The organism is Sodalinema gerasimenkoae IPPAS B-353, assembly GCF_009846485.1.
Taxonomy (GTDB): Bacteria; Cyanobacteriota; Cyanobacteriia; order Cyanobacteriales; family Geitlerinemataceae; genus Sodalinema; species Sodalinema gerasimenkoae.
On the sequence record NZ_ML776472.1, the window covers coordinates 2427441 to 2448607 of the forward strand.

16 protein-coding genes are annotated in these 21167 nt (G+C 48.8%); 8 read left to right on the forward strand and 8 right to left on the reverse strand.

Going from position 1 to position 21167, the window contains the following annotated elements; genetic code table 11:
• Positions 1–7: 7 nt before the first annotated feature.
• Complete coding sequence (gene nuoH / locus L855_RS10670) at positions 8–1126, reverse strand: NADH-quinone oxidoreductase subunit NuoH (protein WP_159787849.1); 1119 nt, start codon at positions 1124–1126, stop codon at positions 8–10.
• A 15-nt stretch (positions 1127–1141) separates the two neighbouring features.
• Between nuoH and L855_RS10675 the strand changes: the two genes are divergently transcribed.
• A complete protein-coding gene (locus tag L855_RS10675; RefSeq protein ID WP_159787852.1) occupies positions 1142–1882 on the forward strand; it encodes a hypothetical protein in 741 nt (246 codons plus the stop codon).
• Between the two features lie 231 nt (positions 1883–2113).
• Here L855_RS10675 and L855_RS10680 read toward each other — a convergent pair whose 3' ends face one another.
• Positions 2114–2554, reverse strand: a complete 441-nt coding sequence (locus L855_RS10680) for a GNAT family N-acetyltransferase (protein WP_246198808.1) — start codon at positions 2552–2554, stop codon at positions 2114–2116.
• 401 nt (positions 2555–2955) lie between these two features.
• On the opposite strand from L855_RS10680, the gene L855_RS10685 reads away from it, so the two are divergent.
• The 5 genes from L855_RS10685 to L855_RS10705 all read left to right on the forward strand — a co-directional run bounded on the left by L855_RS10685 (position 2956) and on the right by L855_RS10705 (position 7638).
• Positions 2956–3678: an ACT domain-containing protein gene (locus L855_RS10685; protein WP_159791070.1), complete on the forward strand. Its 723-nt coding sequence runs from the start codon at positions 2956–2958 to the stop codon at positions 3676–3678.
• 50 nt (positions 3679–3728) lie between these two features.
• On the forward strand, positions 3729–4454 hold the full coding sequence (locus L855_RS10690; protein WP_159787858.1) for an SIMPL domain-containing protein: 726 nt from the start codon (positions 3729–3731) through the stop codon (positions 4452–4454).
• Between the two features lie 43 nt (positions 4455–4497).
• Positions 4498–5193 (forward strand): 3-oxoacyl-ACP reductase FabG, encoded by a 696-nt coding sequence (fabG, locus tag L855_RS10695; protein WP_159787861.1) that lies wholly within the window; start codon positions 4498–4500, stop codon positions 5191–5193.
• Positions 5194–5678: 485 nt separating this feature from the next.
• The gene (locus L855_RS10700; protein WP_159787864.1) at positions 5679–6638 is read left to right on the forward strand and encodes a glycosyltransferase family 2 protein; all 960 of its coding nucleotides are present in this window, start codon (positions 5679–5681) and stop codon (positions 6636–6638) included.
• Positions 6639–6702: 64 nt separating this feature from the next.
• Positions 6703–7638: a glycosyltransferase family 2 protein gene (locus tag L855_RS10705; protein WP_159787867.1), complete on the forward strand. Its 936-nt coding sequence runs from the start codon at positions 6703–6705 to the stop codon at positions 7636–7638.
• Between the two features lie 79 nt (positions 7639–7717).
• On the opposite strand, the gene L855_RS10710 is transcribed toward L855_RS10705, so the two are convergent.
• Positions 7718–8581, reverse strand: a complete 864-nt coding sequence (locus tag L855_RS10710; protein ID WP_159787870.1) for an alpha/beta fold hydrolase — start codon at positions 8579–8581, stop codon at positions 7718–7720.
• Positions 8582–8743: 162 nt separating this feature from the next.
• On the opposite strand from L855_RS10710, the gene rsmA reads away from it, so the two are divergent.
• Positions 8744–9562, forward strand: a complete 819-nt coding sequence (rsmA, locus tag L855_RS10715) for a 16S rRNA (adenine(1518)-N(6)/adenine(1519)-N(6))-dimethyltransferase RsmA (RefSeq protein WP_159787873.1) — start codon at positions 8744–8746, stop codon at positions 9560–9562.
• 537 nt (positions 9563–10099) lie between these two features.
• Positions 10100–11908 carry an aspartate--tRNA ligase gene (aspS, locus tag L855_RS10720; protein WP_159787876.1) on the forward strand — a complete coding sequence of 603 codons (1809 nt, stop codon included), beginning with the start codon at positions 10100–10102 and terminating at the stop codon, positions 11906–11908.
• Between the two features lie 60 nt (positions 11909–11968).
• On the opposite strand, the gene L855_RS10725 is transcribed toward aspS, so the two are convergent.
• From L855_RS10725 to L855_RS10745, 5 genes are all read right to left on the reverse strand, one after another.
• On the reverse strand, positions 11969–13612 hold the full coding sequence (locus tag L855_RS10725) for a peptide ligase PGM1-related protein (RefSeq protein WP_159787879.1): 1644 nt from the start codon (positions 13610–13612) through the stop codon (positions 11969–11971).
• A 260-nt stretch (positions 13613–13872) separates the two neighbouring features.
• Positions 13873–15384 (reverse strand): caspase family protein, encoded by a 1512-nt coding sequence (locus tag L855_RS10730; protein WP_159787882.1) that lies wholly within the window; start codon positions 15382–15384, stop codon positions 13873–13875.
• Positions 15385–15427: 43 nt separating this feature from the next.
• Complete coding sequence (locus L855_RS10735) at positions 15428–15817, reverse strand: response regulator (RefSeq protein ID WP_159787886.1); 390 nt, start codon at positions 15815–15817, stop codon at positions 15428–15430.
• Positions 15818–15846: 29 nt separating this feature from the next.
• On the reverse strand, positions 15847–19242 hold the full coding sequence (locus L855_RS10740; protein WP_159787889.1) for a GAF domain-containing protein: 3396 nt from the start codon (positions 19240–19242) through the stop codon (positions 15847–15849).
• Positions 19243–19300: 58 nt separating this feature from the next.
• Positions 19301–20779: an alanine--tRNA ligase-related protein gene (locus L855_RS10745; RefSeq protein ID WP_159787891.1), complete on the reverse strand. Its 1479-nt coding sequence runs from the start codon at positions 20777–20779 to the stop codon at positions 19301–19303.
• Positions 20780–21167 lie beyond the last annotated feature (388 nt).

The window sequence follows — 21167 nt, forward strand, 5'->3', positions numbered from 1 at the left end:
GGCAAGTTTAGCCACCAAACGCAACTGGGAAGGCAAGTTTGAGGGCGGCGGTAATGAGCAAGTTGGCTAGGGAGACGGGAAGCAAGAACTTCCAGCCTAGGTCCAAGAGTTGGTCAATGCGAACTCGAGGTGTCGTCCAGCGCAGCAAAATCGCCAGAAACACAAACAGGTAGGTTTTCAACAAAACCATGGTGATTCCGAGGGAACCGGTGATGACCTGCACAGCGGGGGAAAATTCGTTCACCCCAAGCCATTGGGTTAAGGTTTCAACGGGAATCGGGAGTGTCCAACCTCCGAGGTAGAAGATGGAGACGAAAAGGGCGCTAAGAACCAGGTTGACGTAAGAACCCAGATAGAACAGGGCAAATTTCATGCCGGTGTATTCAGTCTGATACCCAGCCACCAGTTCTTCTTCTGCTTCAGGAAGGTCAAAGGGAAGTCGCTCGGTTTCAGCTAAGGCGGCAACCCAGAAGATGACAAACCCGACGGGTTGTCGCCAGAGGTTCCAACTGAGAATGCCGTAGTCAGCTTGCTGGTTGACGATGTCGATGGTACTGAGGCTATTGGACATCAAGACGATCGCCAACACCGATAAGGCGAGAGGGATTTCGTAGCTGATAGACTGAGCTGCAGCCCGTAATCCCCCAATGAGGGCATATTTATTGTTGGAGGAGTACCCGGACATCAGTAAGCCGATGGGGGTAATACTCGATAGGGCAATCCAGAGGAAGGCACCGATACTGAGGTCGGTAATGACGAGGTTCTGTCCGAAGGGAACGATGAGATAGGACAGAAAGACGGGGATCACGACGATCGCCGGGCCAAGGGTAAAGAGCCAGGGATCGGCCCGCGTGGGGATGATGTCTTCTTTGAACAGTAGCTTTAAGCCGTCGGCAACGGGTTGCAAGGTCCCCAAGGGCCCGGCAAACTCGGGGCCAACCCGCTGTTGAGCGGCGGCGGAGATTTTCCGCTCTAGCCAAACGGAGACTAAAACTCCGACGGTGGCGGCTACCAACATCAGCAGCATGGGGACGGGCATCCAGATGACTTTGGCCAATCCGGCTGGGATACCAAAGCCCCCGAGGATCTCGATTACACTACCTTGGAGGTCGATTCCTGATTCCATATCAACGGATAAAATATGAAGATTTCTTACCAATACTGTTCCTATAGTACCGTCAACGGGGAATGGGGAACAGGGGGGAAGAAGGGAACAGGGAACAGGGAACAGGGAACAGGGAACAGGGAACAGGGAACAGGGAACAGGGAACAGGGAACAGGGAACAGGGAACAGGGAACAGGGAACAGGGAACAGGGAACAGGGAACAGGGAACAGGGAACAGGGAACAGGGAACAGGGAACAGGGAACAGGGAACAGGGAACAGGGAACAGGGAACAGGGAACAGGGAACAGGGAACAGGGAACAGGGAACAGGGAACAGGGAACAGGGAACAGGGAACAGGGAACAGGGAACAGGGAACAGGGAACAGGGAACAGGGAACAGGGAACAGGGAACAGGGAACAGGGAACAGGGAACAGGGAACAGGGAACAGGGAACAGGGAACAGGGAACAGGGAACAGGGAACAGGGAACAGGGAACAGGGAACAGGGAACAGGGAACAGGGAACAGGGAACAGGGAACAGGGAACAGGGAACAGGGAACAGGGAACAGGGAACAGGGAACAGGGAACAGGGAACAGGGAACAGGGAACAGGGAACAGGGAACAGGGAACAGGGAACAGGGAACAGGGAACAGGGAACAGGGAACAGGGAACAGGGAACAGGGAACAGGGAACAGGGAACAGGGAACAGGGAACAGGGAACAGGGAACAGGGAACAGGGAACAGGGAACAGGGAACAGGCAGTAGGCAGTAGGCAGTAGGGAAGCTTCACCCCTGCAATCGGGAGGCAGAGCCTCCCCAGGGCATGACTTTGCTCCAGCCAAGTTACGAGGAAGGGGCTTATGGTATGCGGATTCTGTATTACCCACCCCTAGCCCCTCCCAGGAGGGGAAAACTTGCCTCTTGCCTTTTGCCTCTTGCCTGTTGCCTCTTGCCTGTTGCCTCTTGCCTTCTCCCCCCTACTGCCTACTGCCTACTGCCTACTGCCTTCTTCAATTGGGATACCAAAACATCCCTTTAATGCCTTCGGGATCAGCAAGAAAGCCTAAACCGCCGTAAAATTTAACCACATGGGGATCAGCGAAGAGGGTGATGTTGCTGATGTCGTCCCGTCGTAGTTTGGAGATGAGATAGCTCATTAGGGCCTTGCCCAGACCTTTTCCTTGAAACTCTGGGCGGATGGCGACATCCCAGACCGTGGCATTGAAGGCACAGTCGGATGTCGCTCGGGCAAAGCCGATCAGACGCTTGCGGGTTCCTCGCACTTCCCACATGGAAACGACCATGTAACTGTGTTCGAGGGCTTTACGAACTTTGCGTAGAGGACGACGGGCCCAGCCGACGGAGTCACAAAGTTCTTCGAGTTCGTATAAATCGATACTGCGGTCAGTACTAAAGTAAATCCGGCTTTGCGTCCCCAGGCGATCGCTCATGCCGGGTGCTGAGTACTCCTCCAAGGAGATGGCGTTCGGCGATGGGGAAGCCGAATCCGAACTGCTGAAAATGCTTTTCCAAAAACCCATGCAGGTGTCGTAGCGTGCTGATTAGACGTTGTCGGGCTTGAGGACGGCCCGGTATGGTTCATTATATCCGGCGAATGTCCGTTAGACCGGCCGATCGCCAAGAAATTCGACCGATCCAATTTCCCCGCTCAGGCGATCGCCGATCGCCTAAAGTAGAGTAGCGTCTTCTCCTTAGGCGGAGGATGAATGGCGACTCGATTGGGGATTCACCCCGACAGGGGAGTACCCGCCGAGTGCGCGATCGCCCCCATGAGCATCCACAAGCATCGCGTCTCATGCGATAGATTTTACAAGTTCAGTTAACGGTGACTATGGCTGCGGGCTTAAAATCATCCACTCTCGACCTCCTTAAACGCTTCAATCGGGCTTTTCCCCAGTTTTACGAACAGTTTGTCAGCAGCGAGATCCAACTGCAAAACCTCAAATTGGCGTATCACCTTTACAAAACCCGACAAGCTGTCATCGAATTGCGTCAGGAAGGCTCCAAAAGTGCCCTCCACTTCGCCTATCGCAATCAGTCATTTTTGCTCAGTGACATTTTTGGGGTCCTTGCTGCTTATGGCTTAACCATTCACAGTCTCAGTCTCTACGGGCAAATTGCTCCCCCGATGTTGGTGTTTGTCAAGTTAATTGTGTCTCGTGGGGGCCAAGCGTTGACGGAAAAAACAGCGGATAACGTGGCCCGGGCGGTTCGGGAAGCCCTCGCGGGACATTTTGAAGTTGAAGAAATGTTGGCGGTGGAGTTTAACCTGGATGCGGGTTTAGAAGATGTGGAAACGGAGTTCTATGTGGATCCTGTCTTCCACCTTCCGGCTCTGTTAATCGAAGCCGATAACCAACCGGGGTTATTCTATAAAGTCATGTATGCCATCTGGCAGGAAGATTTACTGGTGGTCAATGCCAACCTCCTCGTCTGGCGAGGACGCACTCGCTTAATTCTCTACCTCCTCGGACCCAATGAATGCGCTATCCCGGACTACCTGGGCAACCAAATCGCGGAAAGTGTCCGCCAAAGACTTTTAGGAGGCGGATAAACCCTCGCTTACGGCAGAATTGAGGGATATGGATTTCTGGAGTACAGAAGATGATGAAGCGCCTCTCCCACAGACTACTCGCTCTCCCTGCGGCCTTAATGCTTGCATCTGGAGCGATCGCCCTCATGGCCCCACCCCCTGTTATGGCTCAAGAACAATCCCGGCGAACCCTGACGGTTCAAGGCCAAGGTTCCGTCTTTATCCCCGCCACCATCGCTCAGGTGAGTTTAGGGGTAGAAGTGGACGCTGAGACGGCTGAGTCCGCCCAACAACAGGCCGCTCGTCAATCGTCGGCGGTGGTTGAACTGTTGCGATCGCGCAATGTGGAGAAACTGCAAACCACCGGCGTTCAGCTCAACCCCATCTATAGCCGTCGTGATAACCAACAGGTCATTACAGGCTATCGGGCCTCCAATACCGTCAGTTTCCAAATTTCGACTGACGCAGCCGGAGAACTCCTCGATACTGCCGTCTCCCGTGGTGCAACTCGCATTATGGGGATTAACTTTATCGGCAGTGATGACGCCATCGCCCAGGCCCGCGATCGCGCCCTACAAGAAGCCACCCTCGATGCTCGCTCCCAAGCCGACGTTGTTCTAGGAACCCTCAATCTCCAACGCCGAGATATTGTCAGCATCAACGTCAACCAAACCAGTCATAGCGCTCCACCGGTTCCCTATCAACGGATGGAAGCTATGGCCATGGACGCGTCCACCCCTATTGAAGGGGGAGAACAGCAAGTGACCGCCTCCGTTACCCTAGAAGTCGGCTACTAATCTCCCTAGACTAGAAACAGAACGCAGCAAGGGAGATTGCATTGTGAAGGGTCAAACCGTCTTACTGACCGGAGGAACTGGAGGACTGGGGATGGGAGTTACACCTAAACTGGTGGCCCAGGGAGCGAGTCTCACCATTCCTTACCGCAATACCAGCGAAGTCGATCGTCTCAAACAGCACATGTCAGGGGAGGACTTCTCCAAAATTCAGTTTGTCCTCCTGGACTTACTCGATGAAAGTGCCGTCCGCCAATTGGTGGAGGATATGGGGCGAGTTGATGTCTTGATTCACCTCGTGGGCGGGTTTTCCATGGGGGCTACCCATGAGTATGACTACAACGATTGGCGCAAAGACCTCGATCTCAATCTCAACACCACCTTTTTGGCCTGTAAGTACAGTTTGGCCAAGATGCGACAACAGGGATATGGACGGATTGTTACTGTGGGTTCACGGGGGGCCGTCGAGCCAGGGGCCCAATTGGCGGCCTATTGTGCCGCGAAAGCCGCGGTCGTCGCCCTCACCAAGTCCATCGCCGCAGAAACTCGCAATACCGGAATTACGGCGAACTGCGTGCTTCCCAGTGTCATTGACACCCCCAGCAATCGCGAGGCGATGGGGGAAGATGCGGCTGACACTTGGGTTCAACCGGGTTCTCTGGGAGACGTGATTTGTTTCCTAGCCTCAGAGGCGGCCCAGGATGTCCGTGGCGCGGCGATTCCGGTCTACGGAGATATCTAAGTACAGTACTTAGGTCTTCTATCTAAGTATTATTTGTGAGCCATATCACCGTCACCCCTGTAATGGTGTCACCCAAAGACCTCGGAATCCATCACCGTAAACTTACGGCAGTATCACGGATACCCCGGATGCTTATCACTGCCTCGGTTGGGCGATCGCTGTCATACTGAGGTCATCGAGTTCAAAGAAGTGCGGAACCTCAGTTCCTCAAGTTCCTTAACAGTTTGCCTGGGTGCGATACCCTGACTCCGCATAAGGCGCTCGATGAAATTTCCTCTGTGATGCGACAGTTCCTTTTGACTCCTCCTGGTGATGCGGGAGGTTTTTTTTGCCCACCCCCCTACTGCCTACTGCCTAGGGCAACCACAAGGGTGTGCCCCTACGTCTTTTCTACTGCCTACTGCCTACTGCCTTTCTTCTGCTATAACAGACGAGAGCGGTCCTAAAGGTCGCCGTTCCCGGAGTCGCTGGCGTTTGAGGATTTCATGTCCGATTTAAAGATCTCTGCAATTATCTGTACTCATAACCGAGATACCTATCTAGGGGCTGCCATCGATAGTCTCTTGGAACAAGCAGACTGCCCGGACTATGAGGTTATCGTTGTGGACAACGGTTCTACAGATACAACCAAAGCCGTCGTTGAGGCGCGATCGCCCCATCCCCGTTTGCGTTATATCTGGGAACCCACCCTAGGGCTATCCGTTGCCCGTAACACCGGGGCCAAGGCCAGCGAAGCGCCCCTGATTGCCTATCTCGATGACGATGCCGTGGCCAGTCCCACCTGGCTGAGTTGTCTGTGTCGGGCCTTTGAGGAGAACGATAAGTTGGCGATCGCCGGAGGTAAAGTGACCCTCATTTGGGCTGAGGGGATGTCTCAACCGCCCTGGCTCTCCGATGACATGTCCGGCTGTCTCGGGCGCTATGATTTAGGGGAGGAGCTTCGCTTGATCGAAAACCCAGGATTGACCCCCCGAGGCTTGAACTACTGTATCCGTCGTGATTTCCTCAACCAGATTGGCGGCTTTGACCCCAATTTAGGACGAGTGGGTAAAAAACTCCTCTCCAACGAGGAACTCTATATGACGGAAAAAGCATTAAATCTCGGCTGGCAAGTCGCCTATCTCCCCGATGCCTTGGTGGCTCATAATGTTGCCCCAGAACGGGTGAACCGTAGCTGGTTTTTACAACGAGGCTGGTGGCAAGGGGTGAGTGAGTGTTATCGGGAACAACTGGCGGGAAACGCTGGGTCTAAACAATTGTTACGAGGAGGGGAACGAATCGCCCGAGGACTTTATAAGTCCGTTAAATTTGTGCGCAACCCCGCACAACGCTTTGAGAATTTGGTGTATGCTTACGGTCAGATTGGCTATCTAGGGTCTGCAATTGAGGGAATGCTCTTTCCTCCCAAAGACCTCCCTGGCGATCGCCCTGAAACCAGCTCTTAACTCAAGCTGTTCCCCTCATCTTGACTGAATCCCCATTTCCATTAAACTGCGTAGGTTAGCTTGTATGTCTTCGACTGATCATAAGATTCCCGTGTCCGTCCTCATTCCCGCCAAGAATGAGGAGTCTAATCTCCCGGCTTGTCTTGAAAGTGTTTCTCGGGCCGCGGAAGTCTTCGTGGTGGACTCCCAAAGTAGCGATCGCTCCTGCGAGATTTCTGAACAGTACGGCGCAACGGTGGTTCAATTTCACTTTAATGGACGTTGGCCGAAAAAGAAAAACTGGTCTTTAGATAACTTACCCTTCACCCATGACTGGGTATTGATTGTCGATTGTGATGAGCGCATCACCCCCGAACTTTGGGATGAAATTGCCCAAGTCGTTGAACAAAATGAAAAAGACGGCTACTATCTCAACCGCCGGGTCTTTTTCCTCGGTAAATGGATTCGTCACGGCGGTAAATACCCCGATTGGAATTTGCGCCTGTTCAAGCACAAACTCGGTCGCTATGAAAATCTAAGTACCGAGGCTGTTCCCAACACCGGCGATAATGAAGTTCACGAACACGTGGTTCTTCCCAGTCAAGCCGGTTATCTCAAAGAAGATATGTTACATATCGACTTCCGAGATATTTATCACTGGCTCGCTCGTCACAATCGTTATTCCAACTGGGAAGCTCGGGTTTATTATAACCTCCTTTCAGGTCAAGCTGAAGACGGAACTATTGGCGCTAATTTATTCGGCGATTCTGTACAACGGAAGCGCTTTCTCAAGAAAATTTGGGTGCGTCTTCCCTTCAAACCCTTGTTGCGTTTTATCCTCTTTTATATCTTACAATTGGGCTTTTTAGATGGTCGCGCCGGCTATATTTATGGTCGTTTGTTGAGTCAATATGAATATCAAATTGGCGTAAAACTCTACGAACTACAAAAGTTTGGTGGACAACTCAATCAGAATACTAAGGAGTCCACCTCAGAGAAAACACCGCAATCGGTGGGGTAGGGAACAGGGAACAGGGAACAGGGGAGAACCCACCCCTAACCCCTCCCTGGAGGGGAGATCTTGCCTTTTGCCTCTTGCGCTAACCCGCCAAAAAGGGGGCAATTCCCTGAAGATACGTTGCGGCATCCTCTAACATTGGGAAATGGGCCGTCTCAGCAATTTCGAGATATTGAACCATCCCGTTTTTGTTCTGTTCGACGGCTTTACGGCCCATCGCAGCGGGAATGATAATATCTCGTTCCCCAGCTACCAACAGCGTGGGAACTGTGATTTGGGCGAATTCACTGGGCATCGTCTCCGCCGCTTGCTTGCTGACAGAGGTTAACACCGTCCCTAATGCTGCCTCGAAATCGGCCATCAAGAAATCCGCAAGAAAGGCTTGACTTTCGTGACTGGGTATAGTCTTGTTCAGGAAGCGGGCCATAAATAGACGATCAACCCAGGGAACCGAGGCCAGCCACTGGGGGCGAAACTGCACCACCCAACGGCTAATCTTGTGAAACGTGGTAAAGCTGCGTTCGTCGTAGTCGAAGATGCCGCTACAAGTAAGGATGGCCCGGTTGACGCGTTCGGGGTAACGGTTGATAAAGAGAGTGGCAATGGAGGCTCCCATAGAGTGAGCGTTGAGATAAACTTGGGAGGACTGGCGATCGCCCACCAAGGCATCCAGCAAGGCCGCCAAGTCATCAGCGTAGGTTTCGAGTTCATAATCCAGGGCCGCCTCAAGTTGGCTTTTGTCTGGCAGGCGCGATCGCCCGAAGCCCCTCATGTCGTACAGTAAACAATCGAAGCGATCGCTCAAGGCCCGGGCCGTACTCCGCCAATAGCGTCCCGATCCCCCCCAGCCATGCAGAAACACCATGACTGGCTTCTCGTCTCCCCCAGACTCCCCCGTAATCCATTCATAGTAATGGTCAACACCCCGCAGGTTTAAGTACGCCATCTCCAGCCACTGACCTCGACATCTAACACATCTCAACCTATCATATCTAGTCTCCCATTCCCCCCTCTTTCCCTATTGCCTAGGGCGTCCACAAGGGCGCACCCCTACGTCTTTTCTGTTCCCTGTTCCCTGTTCCCTGTTCCCTGTTCCCTTTCCCAAACCATGCCCCCTCGTAAACGATTTGCTCAACATTGGCTTCGCAGTGATGCAGTCCTTGATAAAATTGTCGCCGCTGCACAACTTTCACCGAGCGATCGCGTCCTAGAAATCGGTCCCGGACAAGGCGTATTAACCCGTCGTTTATTCCCCTTGGCTGAATCGTTAGTGGCCGTTGAACTCGACCGCGACTTATGTCAAAAACTTGCCAAAAAACTTGGTACAATCGAAAATTTTTTGCTGCTTCAGGGTGATTTTTTATCCCTAGATGTATCTAAAACTCTAGCCCAGTCTCCCGCCATTTTTCAGAATCAAAATAAAGTCGTTGCTAACATTCCTTATAATATCACCGCCCCGATTTTAGAAAAACTCCTTGGAGACGTGGACGCGCCCAATCCTAACCCCTATGAGTCCATTGTATTACTCGTACAAAAAGAAGTGGGCGATCGCCTCTGCGCCAAACCCGGTTCCAAAACCTTCGGGGCCTTATCCGTGCGAGTTCAATACTTAGCCGATTGCGAATCCATCTGTCACGTTCCCCCCAAAGCCTTCTACCCACCGCCGAAAGTGGATTCCGTTGTCGTTCGTCTCACCCCTCGTACAATTTCAGTTCCCGCCGAAAATCCCAAGAAAATGGCAACCTTGATTAAGTTGGGATTTTCTAGTCGTCGCAAGATGCTACGTAACAACCTCAAAGGACAAGTTGATACGGATGAGTTACAAACACTCCTAGAACAACGAAATCTGCCCCCAGAGAGTCGCGCGGAATGTCTAGCTGTTGAGGATTGGGTCGCCTTAGCCAATGGTCTAACTCTGAATGTTTAAGGAATTGTCAAAATACACCAGAGTTTCAGCCAATTTTGTCGTTGACTGCTTGCGGTTTGCTGATTTCATGTTATACTAAAGTCGAGCGCCCCAAAAGATAAGGCACATCAGGGGCTGAAGTCTTGTCCGGGACGCAAGATTAAACATTTGGCCTGCGACAAAATATTTTCGCAACAAAAATAAACACAAAAAGGATTGACAAAATACAATCCCATGTTGCAAGAGCCAGTAAGCATAATTATCCTACTGCCTTCTCCCCCCTATTGCCTACTGTCTACTGCCTACTGCCTTCTCCCCCCTATTCCCTTCCCCACTTAACAGACTCCCCACCGATACGGCATAATGGGGAAGTTTTCCAGATTTGAAGAGCCCCATAGCGGAAACGACTTGGGGGTGTTTACGGGCAAAAGTTCCCGTAACACGGCGAGAATGCCGCCTGTCGCGAGGGATAAACCCTTGTAGTTAAAGACACCCACACCTCGCGCCAGCAGGTGGGGGGAGCATTCATTCTGCACGTTACTCCTTAACCCTGCCACCATGCGAACCCACTATTGCGGCACTGTCCGAAAAGAAGATATTGGTAACACCGTCACCCTCTGCGGCTGGGTGGATCGTCGTCGGCATCACGGTGGCGTGATTTTCGTGGATTTGCGCGATCGCAGCGGAGTCGTGCAAATCGTCGGCGATCCCAAACGAACCCCCGACGCCTTCCAACAGGCTGACCCACTCCGTAACGAATATGTTGTGCGCGTTACCGGAACCGTCTATCAACGGCCCGATGACTCCCTGAACCCGAAACTCCCCACCGGCGAAATCGAAGTGTACGCCGATCGCATCGAGGTTCTCAACGAAGTTCACAAACAACTCCCCTTCCAAGTCGGAACCTCAGAAGTCGAAGCCGTCCGGGAAGAATTGCGCCTGAAATATCGCTACCTCGACTTACGGCGCGATCGCATGGCCCAAAACCTCAAACTGCGCCATGACACCATCAAAGCCATCCGTCGCTTCCTCGAAGATCAGCAAAACTTCGTCGAAGTCGAAACCCCCGTCTTAACCCGTTCCACCCCCGAAGGCGCGCGGGATTACCTCGTTCCTAGTCGCGTCAACCCCAGCGAATGGTTCGCCCTTCCCCAATCCCCGCAACTGTTCAAACAGTTACTCATGGTGTCGGGGATGGATCGCTACTATCAAATCGCCCGCTGTTTCCGCGACGAAGACTTACGGGCCGATCGACAACCCGAATTTACCCAACTGGACATGGAAATGAGTTTCATGTCCTTCGACGAAATCATTGACCTCAACGAGGCCCTCATCGCCCATATCTTCAAAACCGTCAAAGGAATTGACCTTCCCCGGCCCTTCCCCCGACTCACCTATCACGAGTCAATGGACCGCTACGGCTGCGATCGCCCCGACACCCGCTATGGCCTAGAACTCGTCGACGTCTGCGACCTCATGCAAGACTCCGGCTTCAAAGTCTTCTCCGGGGCCATCAAAGCCGGCGGAATCGTCAAAGTCCTCCCCATTCCCAACGGAAACGCCACCATCTCCAACGTCCGCATCAAACCCGGCGGCGACCTCTTCAAAGAAGCCAGCGAAGCCGGGGCCAAAGGACTCGCGTACATTCGCGTCAAAGACAACGGCGAGATCGACACCATCGGCGCCATCAAAGACAACCTCAGCGACGACCAAAAAGCCGAACTCCTCAGCCGAACCAACGCCGAATCCGGCCATCTCTTGCTATTCGGTGCCGGAGACCGAGAAACCGTCAACAAAACCCTCGATCGCCTGCGTCAAGTCATCGCCCGCCAGATGGATCTCATCGACGAGAATCAACTCAACCTCCTCTGGATTACCGACTTCCCTATGTTCGAGTGGAACGCTGACGAAAAACGTCTCGAAGCCCTCCACCACCCCTTTACCGCCCCCAACCCCGAAGATTTAGCCGACCTCAAAACCGCCAGGGCCTTAGCCTACGACCTGGTCTTAAATGGCAACGAAATCGGCGGTGGTAGCCTACGGATTTACCAACGGGAGATTCAAGAACAAGTCTTCGAGGCCATTGGCTTATCCGACGACGAAGCCAACGAGAAATTCGGCTTTCTCCTCAATGCCTTTGACTACGGAACTCCACCCCACGGCGGAATTGCCTACGGCTTAGATCGCCTAGTCATGTTATTAGCCCAAGAAGACTCAATCCGGGATGTCATCGCCTTCCCCAAAACTCAACAAGCCCGCTGTCTCCTCACCGACGCCCCCGCCAATGTGGACAAGAAACAGTTAAAAGAACTCTATGTTTCCTCCACCTTTAAACCGAAGGGGAAAGAAGGGGAAAAAAGGCAATAGGCAATAGGGAACAAGGAATAGAAAAACCTGGGGTAAAGGTTTCCTTTCCTTGTTCCTCCTCTAACTCTCCGTGTCCTCGGGCGGCCACAAGGGCGCGCCCCTACGGTAGCTCCCCACCTCCATCCGTCCCCGCCAGGCAATGGGATGACTTGGGGGCATATCTCCCTCCCCGTCCTCTCTGCCATAGCGACGGCCTTCTGCATCCAAAATATCCACTACCGTCTGATAAATGTTGTCCGCTTCTTGACGGGAATTACCAATACTGGTTAACCCCAACTTGCCAAATTGAGATAAACAGCCCATGAGATGAAAAATCGTCCCTGTCTCTGTGCTGCTATCAAAATGAAGTTGATGATAGGCGATGATTTCCATCAAGTCATTGGGCAATAAACCGTGATACCCCGAATTTTGTAAATTGTCACTGGCGCGATAAAACTTTGCCCGTCCTTGTTGGCTATAAAATAAACCGCTGTCCAGGTCGTAGCGCCCTTTCGTTAACAGTTTTAACTCCATAAAGGGGTGAGTGGTTCCCCCTTTTCTTAAGTTGATTTCAATCGCGTGTAACTGCCAATCTCCGTCTTGGTGAACCGCAATAAAATCCACCCCAAAGCGTTCTAAACAGCCTTTCTCCGCTAAAGCCGCCCCCACTCGTAAGCCCAACTCTTGCAGACGCACGCGATAGTCTGTATCAGCGGGGAAGACGCAACCGAGATAGACTTGTCCATCGGGGCCACCGAGGAGTTGATCATGAGTCGAGAGAATTTCAACCGTTCCCTCGGGGGTGATGCGACATTGGACACTGGGCGATCGCTTCTCCTGGCCTTCAATATACAATTCCACGATCGCCCCGAGTTCCGGGATGCGGCTGGCGAAACTGGGCCACTGTTCCCCGTTGGCTTGGAAGCGCATTTGGGAGAAGCGATCGCGCAATTGGCTGAGGCGTTGTTGGGGGGAACTATTATGCAGTCCCGTCACATCTAAAAGGGCGTTTCCTTCTCCCGAAAAGCCTTCATTGAGTTTGACCACAAATCGCTGGGCCTGGGGTTGGCGATCGCATAACTCCGAGGCCGCCGCTGTCAAGTCGTCCACGGAATGGACTAACTCACTTCCGGGGGGATGGGGAATCCCGCAATCGCTGAAAATCTGCCGCGAACCGGCTTTCGTTCCCCAATAGAGGAGGTCAGGATCCAACGCTAACAGAGGAATCCCTAGGCGTACCGATAACTCCCGTTCCAAGGGCGTGGCGTTAAAACAGACCATATAGGATTGGTGGGGTCGTAACGCCCGCCAGATGCGTTCAATTAAGCGGGGGCGATCGAGGATTTTTTGGGTGAGGGGTTGCGGGGAGGAGTCGTAGGTGGAGAATAAGAGGAGGCGATCGCGGGCGTGGGAGAAGGGAATCCCCGGTAGAAGTTGTAGATAATAGTCAATGGTACTGGGGTGGAGGGGTTGGGAGGTGACGTAAATGAGGCGAGTGCGGGGGTTGCGTAGGCGAATCAGGGAATAGAGGTTGCGTTCCTCGTAATGGTGAACCCCAGCGATTTTTCTCAGTTCCCGTTGATCGAGGGTGATGGAGGGGATGACGAGGATATCATTATCATCTTGGTCGAACTGGTCAATGGTCTGCCAGCGATCGCGCAGTTGTTTCTGAAGCGCCCTAAATTGTTCCTGGAGTTCGGACTCGGGAATGGATGCACTAAACATAGAGTTTTTTGTAGTAATTCTTAATAATGCTTTTGTTAGTCACGTCTTGTTATTTTAAGGCAAAATCTGGCAAATTCTGGAGTTAGCAATGGCGTTGAGAGGCGATGATGGGGCCATTCTGTAAGAGGCAATGATGACTCCAAGAGAGAAGCATTAGAGTTACAACAAGGCTGCTCTCGGATTAAACCGAGCTCAATTCAGCATCTATTCTCCAGATTTGTTTCTGGCAGCTCTACAACTAGCTGAAACTTAAAGCCTATTTAATCAAAATTTTCACGGGCTTGATATAACCTATTATTTAAGTCTTCAATCTCATTTTCTAGAGCAGCACTTCGCTCTTTTAGTCCCGGTATCTTCTGATTTAACTCAAATTTCAATGAAGGATTAGCAGTAGTTATTTCTTCAATTTCAAAATCGGCTATCTGTTGATTTAATATTTTTAATACTTTATAGTTACCTTTAATTTTATTTTGAAGGTTTTCAATAAATGCAGGAGTTACATTCTCGTTACTTTGGTCAATATCAGCCTCTCGTATCTCATCAATCTGTTCTGCTGGGTAAGTCGGTTGACTTATCGCTACCTTCTTTCTGGGACGACAACATACAGCGAAATCCTCATCGATACCTTCACCACTTACTAAAATAGGATTTTGTGGTTTCGTTTTGACTGACTCTGGAACTTTATGATAAAGATAACTCATAATCTGGAAAAAACGTATATATTCATCATCAAAATCAGTTAAGCCTTGTCCTTGTAAGACTTCAAGAAGACAGGTTGTGAACACACTATTCACTGCACCATCTAAAATATAAGATTTTTGGTTTTGTTTACAAGATGCGACAACTACTCGTCCCGAACCTGAATTTAGTCCCTTGAAAATACCTTTCGGCGGGGGGGACTCACAAAAAGGAAGCCCATCTAACTCTTTAGATAGCATTCCTCCAGCATGACAGCAATCCAACCAAACTATTAGTTTTTTTGCTTTAATTTCTTCGATTTTTATACTCCATTCTTGACTAGAAATAGACGTATCTTCAATCTCCCGTAATGAATAATCATAAGGAATTAAGAAATACTCTTGAGTTTGTTCAGAGAAAAATCCATGACCAGAATAGTAAATCCACACCGTCGCCTCTGGATTCCCCCTAACTTGATTAGCTAGGGTATCCAATTCTGCAAGAATATTAGCTTTCGTCGACGCTTCTTCGGTGAGAAGTTGGACTTGCTGCTGAGGGTAAGCGGCTAATCTCGAATCTACTAACACACCGTATATATCTTTGGCATCATTGACGGTTGCAGGTAAAGAGTTTTCATAGCCAACACCAATCAAAAGAGCATAGCCATGTTGGAATTTTTTAACCATTTCAATAACGGTATTTGTGAAATCCTTAGTATTTACACGTTGTTTAACAAAAACCTCTGGGTTATCAACTCTATATTTATCAAATATATCATAATGCTTTTCTTTTGGCTCTAATTCGCAGGTATTTATCAGTATTTTGTAGATATAGCTATGTTTTTTATTTATATAGTCAAGAACATAAAGTCCCTCATATGTCAGATATCCTGACGTTGTTTCTAGGTTTTCAGTTACGATCACCATATCATATTCGTTATCGTCTAAATGTTTTTTCGCACTTTCACAAGAATCAACATAATCTATAATATATTTAAACCGATTAAACAAATTTTCAAGCTTAAAGGCTTTAGATAGCGCCTCATACCATTCTCTTTCACTATCTACCACTAAAATACGAGAAATAAAATTCATTAGTCAGAAGAAGAATAAGGAAAATACAAACTGAATAAAACGTCTAAAGGAGATATTTTATGGTTTTATGAAACTGCTTTATATCAAACATTCCCTCGTCAGGAACTTTCAAAACAAACGCATCAGCTTCCTTACGTTGCTCTTTGAGTTTACTAGGATAGGCTGTGGCTAAAATAACTTTAGTTTCTGGATACTCTTCCTTAATACTTCGTAAGAGGACAAGTCCATCAAGATTTTGGTTTTCCTCATCCACCAGTCGCAAGTCTAGAATTGCTAGGTCAAAGGTTTCCTCCCTTAAGAGTTGTGACGCTGAATCGAGACTATCAGACTCAGAGATGGTGAGCGGTAGATCTATTTTGCTTAAAAGCGTCTTAAAAATATTACGCCAGCGGGGTTGGTCGTCCACAACTAGCACTTTTTTGGATGGCGACATAATGTTTTACTCCCTAAGTTTAAACCAAGCTATTTGACAGTGGGTAGCGTTACGGTGACTTTTGTTTTAATTTCTGGATCAGAATCAAATTCAATTTCACCTCCCATATTTTCAAAGACCGTTTTAGCACGCCATAATCCATAGCCTGTCCCCCTAGGTTTGGTTGTAAAAAATGGCGTAAATACTTTTAACTGTAAGTTTTCAGATAGTCCGACCCCCGTATCTTGAATCACAACTTCGACAGTATCTAGGTCGAGATTGCAAGCTTCCACTCGCAGGATTCCTCGTCCTTTTCCTAAAACAGCTTCAACCCCATTTTTAAGAATTGCCTCAAACGAGTTTGCAACTAGAGATGGAAATCCCTTGATAGACTTTAAGCTTTCAGGTATATCTCGTTCTAACGTTAGTGTACCACCGGTTAAGTCCTGGTGATATAAAATTTCGATCTCAGTCAGAAGAGAACTCAACAGTGTGTTGAGGTTTATAACTCGTTCAGGCTCTGGATTTTTGAGTTGATTGACTTGAGTTAAAAGATTTTGAAATTCATCCTGACACGATTGAATGTAACCTTGACAGTCTGGGATATTAATGGACCCTGCTGCTTGTAGTTCCATTTCTAAAAGTTGCAGCCGAATTGGAATTGTCCCAGCAATGCTATTGATACGGTGAATAAAGTCTTGAGCAACCAACGAACGAGTAAGAACATTTTGCTGTTCAGCAACTTGCTCAGTGATTTTAGCATTGTGTATGGTTATCGCTGACCAGCGAGCTAGATTTCCCAAGATACGTTGCTCATTTTCTGTATAGGTTTTGTCTTCGTCTTTAGTGCTATAAGTTGCGATAACTCCCAAACATTTTGTTTTCTTTTCTTTTGTAAGCAAAATTGGAACTCCGAGCCAAGGACAGTCATAATGTTTGTTAACGTAATCGCGACCTTCTGTAGAATACCAGGCTAACGACTGTTGGGAAGTATGACGAATTGCCGTCTTTGTCCTAATAATTTCTTCTGTCTTACCACGGCCCTCATGCAGCGTTCTCGAAGGATAGGGTTCGATTTGCTCTCCCTCTACATAAACCATGATGAATTCTACTAAGTCTGTTGTATCATCATAGGTAGCGAAGTACATATTGTCGGTATCCATTAAATCAGACGCTTCCTGATGAATGTAATCTGCAATCGCTTCGGTGTCTTGAGGACTATCAGATGTTACAACGCTAATCAACTCTTCCAGAAGATTTTGATACTTACCTAGCTCATTTTTTCTTTCCTGAAGTTGTTGCTTGCTGCTCTCAAGTTGCTGCTTTAATCTAGAAATCTCAATTGCTACAGCAGCTGAGTCAGTCAACGTTTCAGCAAGTTGCTGCTCATTAGGTGAAAAGCCATCTTCTTCTTTACTCTCAAAGTTTAGAACTCCAAGCACTTTGCCTCGAAAAATGAGTGGTACGACCAACTCAGACCGAGTTTCAGGGCTAACCTCAATATAGTAAGGATCTTTTCCTGGTGTCACGTTAGGAGCATAATAAGGTTTCTTAGATTGAAATACATATCCAGAAATGCCTTTACGAGGATTAGAAGGGTTTAAACTAATCGCATCATTTTTATAGTCCAAATTAACTCGACCACCACATTGAGATTCTAGTTTGATCTCATTACGTTCTCTATGGTACAACCAGACGTCGGCATAATCTGCACCCGTGAATTCCTTGGCGGTCTCTAGTATTTTACTCATAACAGACTCTAAAGAGTTTTGTCTAACTTCTTCATAAATATCCCCTAACGTTTCAAGGTTATTAATACGCTGCTCAAAGTTTTTACGATCGCGCTCTGCCAGTTTGACATTTGCTAATGCGAGAGCCACGGAATCTGATAGTTCATCCAGCAATCGCGCATCATCTTCATGATAAACTCCTTCCTGTTTCATATGAAAGGTCACAAAGACTCCAACCACTTGATTTCCGGCTCGCATTGGAACTCCAAGCCAACTTTTTGGAACATCTCGGTCAGCATCTTCCACTAAAAAACACTGTTGAACCTCTTGCCTAGTCTTAAGAATTAAAGCTTTCTGGCTATCTAACACCATTCGTAACACTGGCTCTGGACTATTCGACCAAACTTGTTGAGCCATTGCTGATTCCGATGTATTCAGTTCTTGACCTTGACGATAAGCTAACGCAATACTAAACTTGTCCTGTTCCGAATCATATAAAAAGACACATAGATTATAGACGTCAACAAGTTCCGAGCCACGCTCCTTTAAAATCCCAAAAACTTTCTCCTGATTTAACTCAGTTTGATTCGATAGCTCATTTTCAATTTCAGCTAATATTTTTGAAGATTGTTGTGAGCGGAAGCGATAAATAGCATTGGCAGCTTGGTCTGAAAGAATATCTAAAAACTCAGCATCATTTTTATTATAAACGGATTCAGGGGTCGCTCGATCTGGGTCTTCAACAATAAACACACCAATGGCTCGCCCCTGAATCCGCATCGGAACAGCCATCCAGGAGGCAGGTTGGTTGTCTCGGACATCATCAATCGATAACGCCTTAAACTCATTATTGATTCGTAACCGAGGAGTTTTGTCCTCAATTATCTCAGCTAGTAAATTTTGATTTAGTGCTGAGAGTAGTTGCGTTTGTTCATCTTGATCCTCAATATTCCGAATTTTTCCTTGGCTGACTACAACCTGAAAAGCATGATTAATTTTGAGCTTGTTATATAAAACAATTGATAAATTCTTGATATCAATATCACGAATATTTTTGAGTTTATTATAAATGCCTCCCAGGAGTTCTGCTTCGCTGTTTGCTTGAAGTTGAGTTAACTCTTGTTCCACATCACCGATAATGGTGACGCGATAATGTAGTCGCTCATAATCAATCGCACTCGCAGCAACATCCCCAATCACATCGAGAATATCGACTAATTCCTCACGGTAGGCATTCGCTCGCTCTAAGTCTTGAACAATTAATACCCCGAGAGTATGGTCAACTGTCGTCATAGGAACCCCTAACCAAGACTGTCCCCGAGAACACAAACTTAGAGCCTGTCCCTGCTTCTCTTCGTAGTCTCGTATCGCCTCAGGATTGGCTAGGTAGAGCGGTGCTTGCTCCTGGATGATCTTTTGAATCAGCGTTGTGCCAATTTGCTGGATAATCTCTTCTATTTCGTCTTTCTGAAATTTAATGTTCTGACCATTCTGCCAAAATGCTCCAAGTTCGAGTTCATCTTGCAAGCGATGTTTAAGAACGCAATAGACATAAGGAGATTGTGTTAAGTCATAGACATGAGATAGCACGTCTTGCAGAATTTCTACCTGACTCGGATGTCGTTTTAGGTTTTTATTTAACTGAGCAATGATTTTTAAAGATCGTGTCTGTAACTCTTGAATTGATTGGGGTTTAGGTGAATTAAAAGCTGTCATAATTATCCTTGATCATTTAAACAATAGCTGACGTGTTCGGTTGGTTCATCTAGCTGATTTAGCGTAACTGAGATTTCCAAGTTTGCAGTGCTTCTTGATACTTCTGGCGATTAAAGGGAATGTTCGCCTTCCATAGATGCAGTTTAATTAGAGGCCGTGGCAACCCCCAATTTTTCTCAATATTGATGAGTTGCGCCTCCAACGATGTCTCATTATCCAATCCCTCAACCCAATTGGCAATAAACTGCCTAAGCTTGTCATCGCCCCGTTCAACGGTTTTGTGAAACCGCACCGATTCCGCCTCAATATATTTCAATAACGTCTCAACCCTAGACTCCCTTAACGCCGTCTGACCCTCCCGAGACCCCTGACGTTTTTGCCACTGTTGAACCAGCGAGGAGAGAAAAACTGGGAAAAAGGCGGTTTCCTCAATCTCTAAGACCATCAAACGTGCGATCGCCCGCCGAATCAATAACTTAACAATCCGTTCCCGTCCATTTTTCCCCGGAGGCGGTGCGCCGTCCCCCACCAGCACCCAGAGGGCCTTGAGATGGTCGGCAATAATCCGTTCACTTTCCTCAGCCATCCCCTCCGGTAACTGTCGCGCCTGGCGATACTGACGAATCAACCCAATCAGAGGACGATAGTCAGCCGTCTCAAACACTGACGAGACTCCCTGTAAAATCACCGCCACCCGCTCAGTGCCAATCACTGTCTCTGTAAACGGATTCTCCAAGGGGATAATCTCATGATGGTCTTCCTCCAGTTCCGAATCAATAAAGAGGGAATTGGAAAACTCCAGAAACCGGCCACAGCGACATTGCGGCCCACACGTGGCATCACAATCAGGACGCGCTCCCAAATCGTAAAACAACTCCGTATTGGGGCCACATTTGCGAGGATGGTCACCGGTAAACCCTAACCCCCGACTTTGTTGCCAATAGTTGTCCTCAACCCCTAACCCCACTAATCGCTCTGGGGCCAGTCCCAACTCACGCCAAGCCTCATACGTCTCCTCGTCAGCAGGTAAGGCATTGCCTTCGAGGTCTCCTCCGGCGAAATAGGACACCCACAACTGCTCTGGATTAATCCCTAACTGCTGCGTCGCCAACGTCCACATACGGCGAATCGTAGCGGCTTTGGCGTTGGGACCGAAAACAAAGGCTCCCGGCATCTCAAACAGGCTCAGATGACTCTCATCCCGACCAATACTGTCTAAGTCAAAATGGCGAAAACAGTCTTGGACCAGCACAAACTGCTGGCCCTGGTAATCAGGAAACCGTGACAGAGACAGTTCCACTTGCACCAATCCAGCACTCATGACGAATGACATGGGAATCGACGGGTGCAACATCGGCGCTCGGGGGAGCGTTTGGAATCCCTGGTCTTGATAATAGTGAATAAAGCGATCGCGGATGCTTTGCGTCGAGCCATCAATCTCCCTCCGTTGAGACAGTGATGCAGGGGAACTCGGGGTTAACGAGGACGATGAATTTAACAAGGTTTTCGGTGCCAATGCGTCAATCAGGTCAAACACCAGTCAAGGGAAAATACAACTTCCCGTCCACTCAACATGAGGGACAACGGACGTTGATAACCTGTACCTTACGTGCAGACTTTAATCCGGGTAACGTCAGGCAAGACAAGCGAGATCACGCAAACTCGGGATCTCCCTGGGTCACTCATCTAAGGCCAAAACCACCCAGCAAACAAAGGTCTTAAAAGTACAAGACTCCTAAGCCTTAATATCTAAATTTTTAAAGCGATCATCAAACCGACAAGCAACTGGCACTTGCCGTCTCTCTGGGTCGGAGAGCTAAGCGTTCTATTATTCTAAATTGTCCCCGAGATTTGAGCAAGGGGGCAATCATAAAGGTTTATGACATTTAACCGGATTGGCGATAGATGTCCGCCGATTCGAGGAT

Coding starts and splice junctions, on each gene's coding strand:
- nuoH (WP_159787849.1), bottom strand. CDS start 1,126: ATGGAATCAGGAATCGACCTCCAAGGTAGTGTAATCGAGATCCTCGGG.
- L855_RS10730 (WP_159787882.1), bottom strand. CDS start 15,384: ATGAATTTTATTTCTCGTATTTTAGTGGTAGATAGTGAAAGAGAATGG.
- L855_RS10685 (WP_159791070.1), top strand. CDS start 2,956: ATGGCTGCGGGCTTAAAATCATCCACTCTCGACCTCCTTAAACGCTTC.
- L855_RS10740 (WP_159787889.1), bottom strand. CDS start 19,242: ATGACAGCTTTTAATTCACCTAAACCCCAATCAATTCAAGAGTTACAG.
- L855_RS10710 (WP_159787870.1), bottom strand. CDS start 8,581: ATGGCGTACTTAAACCTGCGGGGTGTTGACCATTACTATGAATGGATT.
- L855_RS10690 (WP_159787858.1), top strand. CDS start 3,729: ATGATGAAGCGCCTCTCCCACAGACTACTCGCTCTCCCTGCGGCCTTA.
- rsmA (WP_159787873.1), top strand. CDS start 8,744: ATGCCCCCTCGTAAACGATTTGCTCAACATTGGCTTCGCAGTGATGCA.
- L855_RS10700 (WP_159787864.1), top strand. CDS start 5,679: ATGTCCGATTTAAAGATCTCTGCAATTATCTGTACTCATAACCGAGAT.
- L855_RS10680 (WP_246198808.1), bottom strand. CDS start 2,554: ATGAGCGATCGCCTGGGGACGCAAAGCCGGATTTACTTTAGTACTGAC.
- L855_RS10725 (WP_159787879.1), bottom strand. CDS start 13,612: ATGTTTAGTGCATCCATTCCCGAGTCCGAACTCCAGGAACAATTTAGG.
- L855_RS10705 (WP_159787867.1), top strand. CDS start 6,703: ATGTCTTCGACTGATCATAAGATTCCCGTGTCCGTCCTCATTCCCGCC.
- aspS (WP_159787876.1), top strand. CDS start 10,100: ATGCGAACCCACTATTGCGGCACTGTCCGAAAAGAAGATATTGGTAAC.
- L855_RS10675 (WP_159787852.1), top strand. CDS start 1,142: ATGAAGATTTCTTACCAATACTGTTCCTATAGTACCGTCAACGGGGAA.
- L855_RS10735 (WP_159787886.1), bottom strand. CDS start 15,817: ATGTCGCCATCCAAAAAAGTGCTAGTTGTGGACGACCAACCCCGCTGG.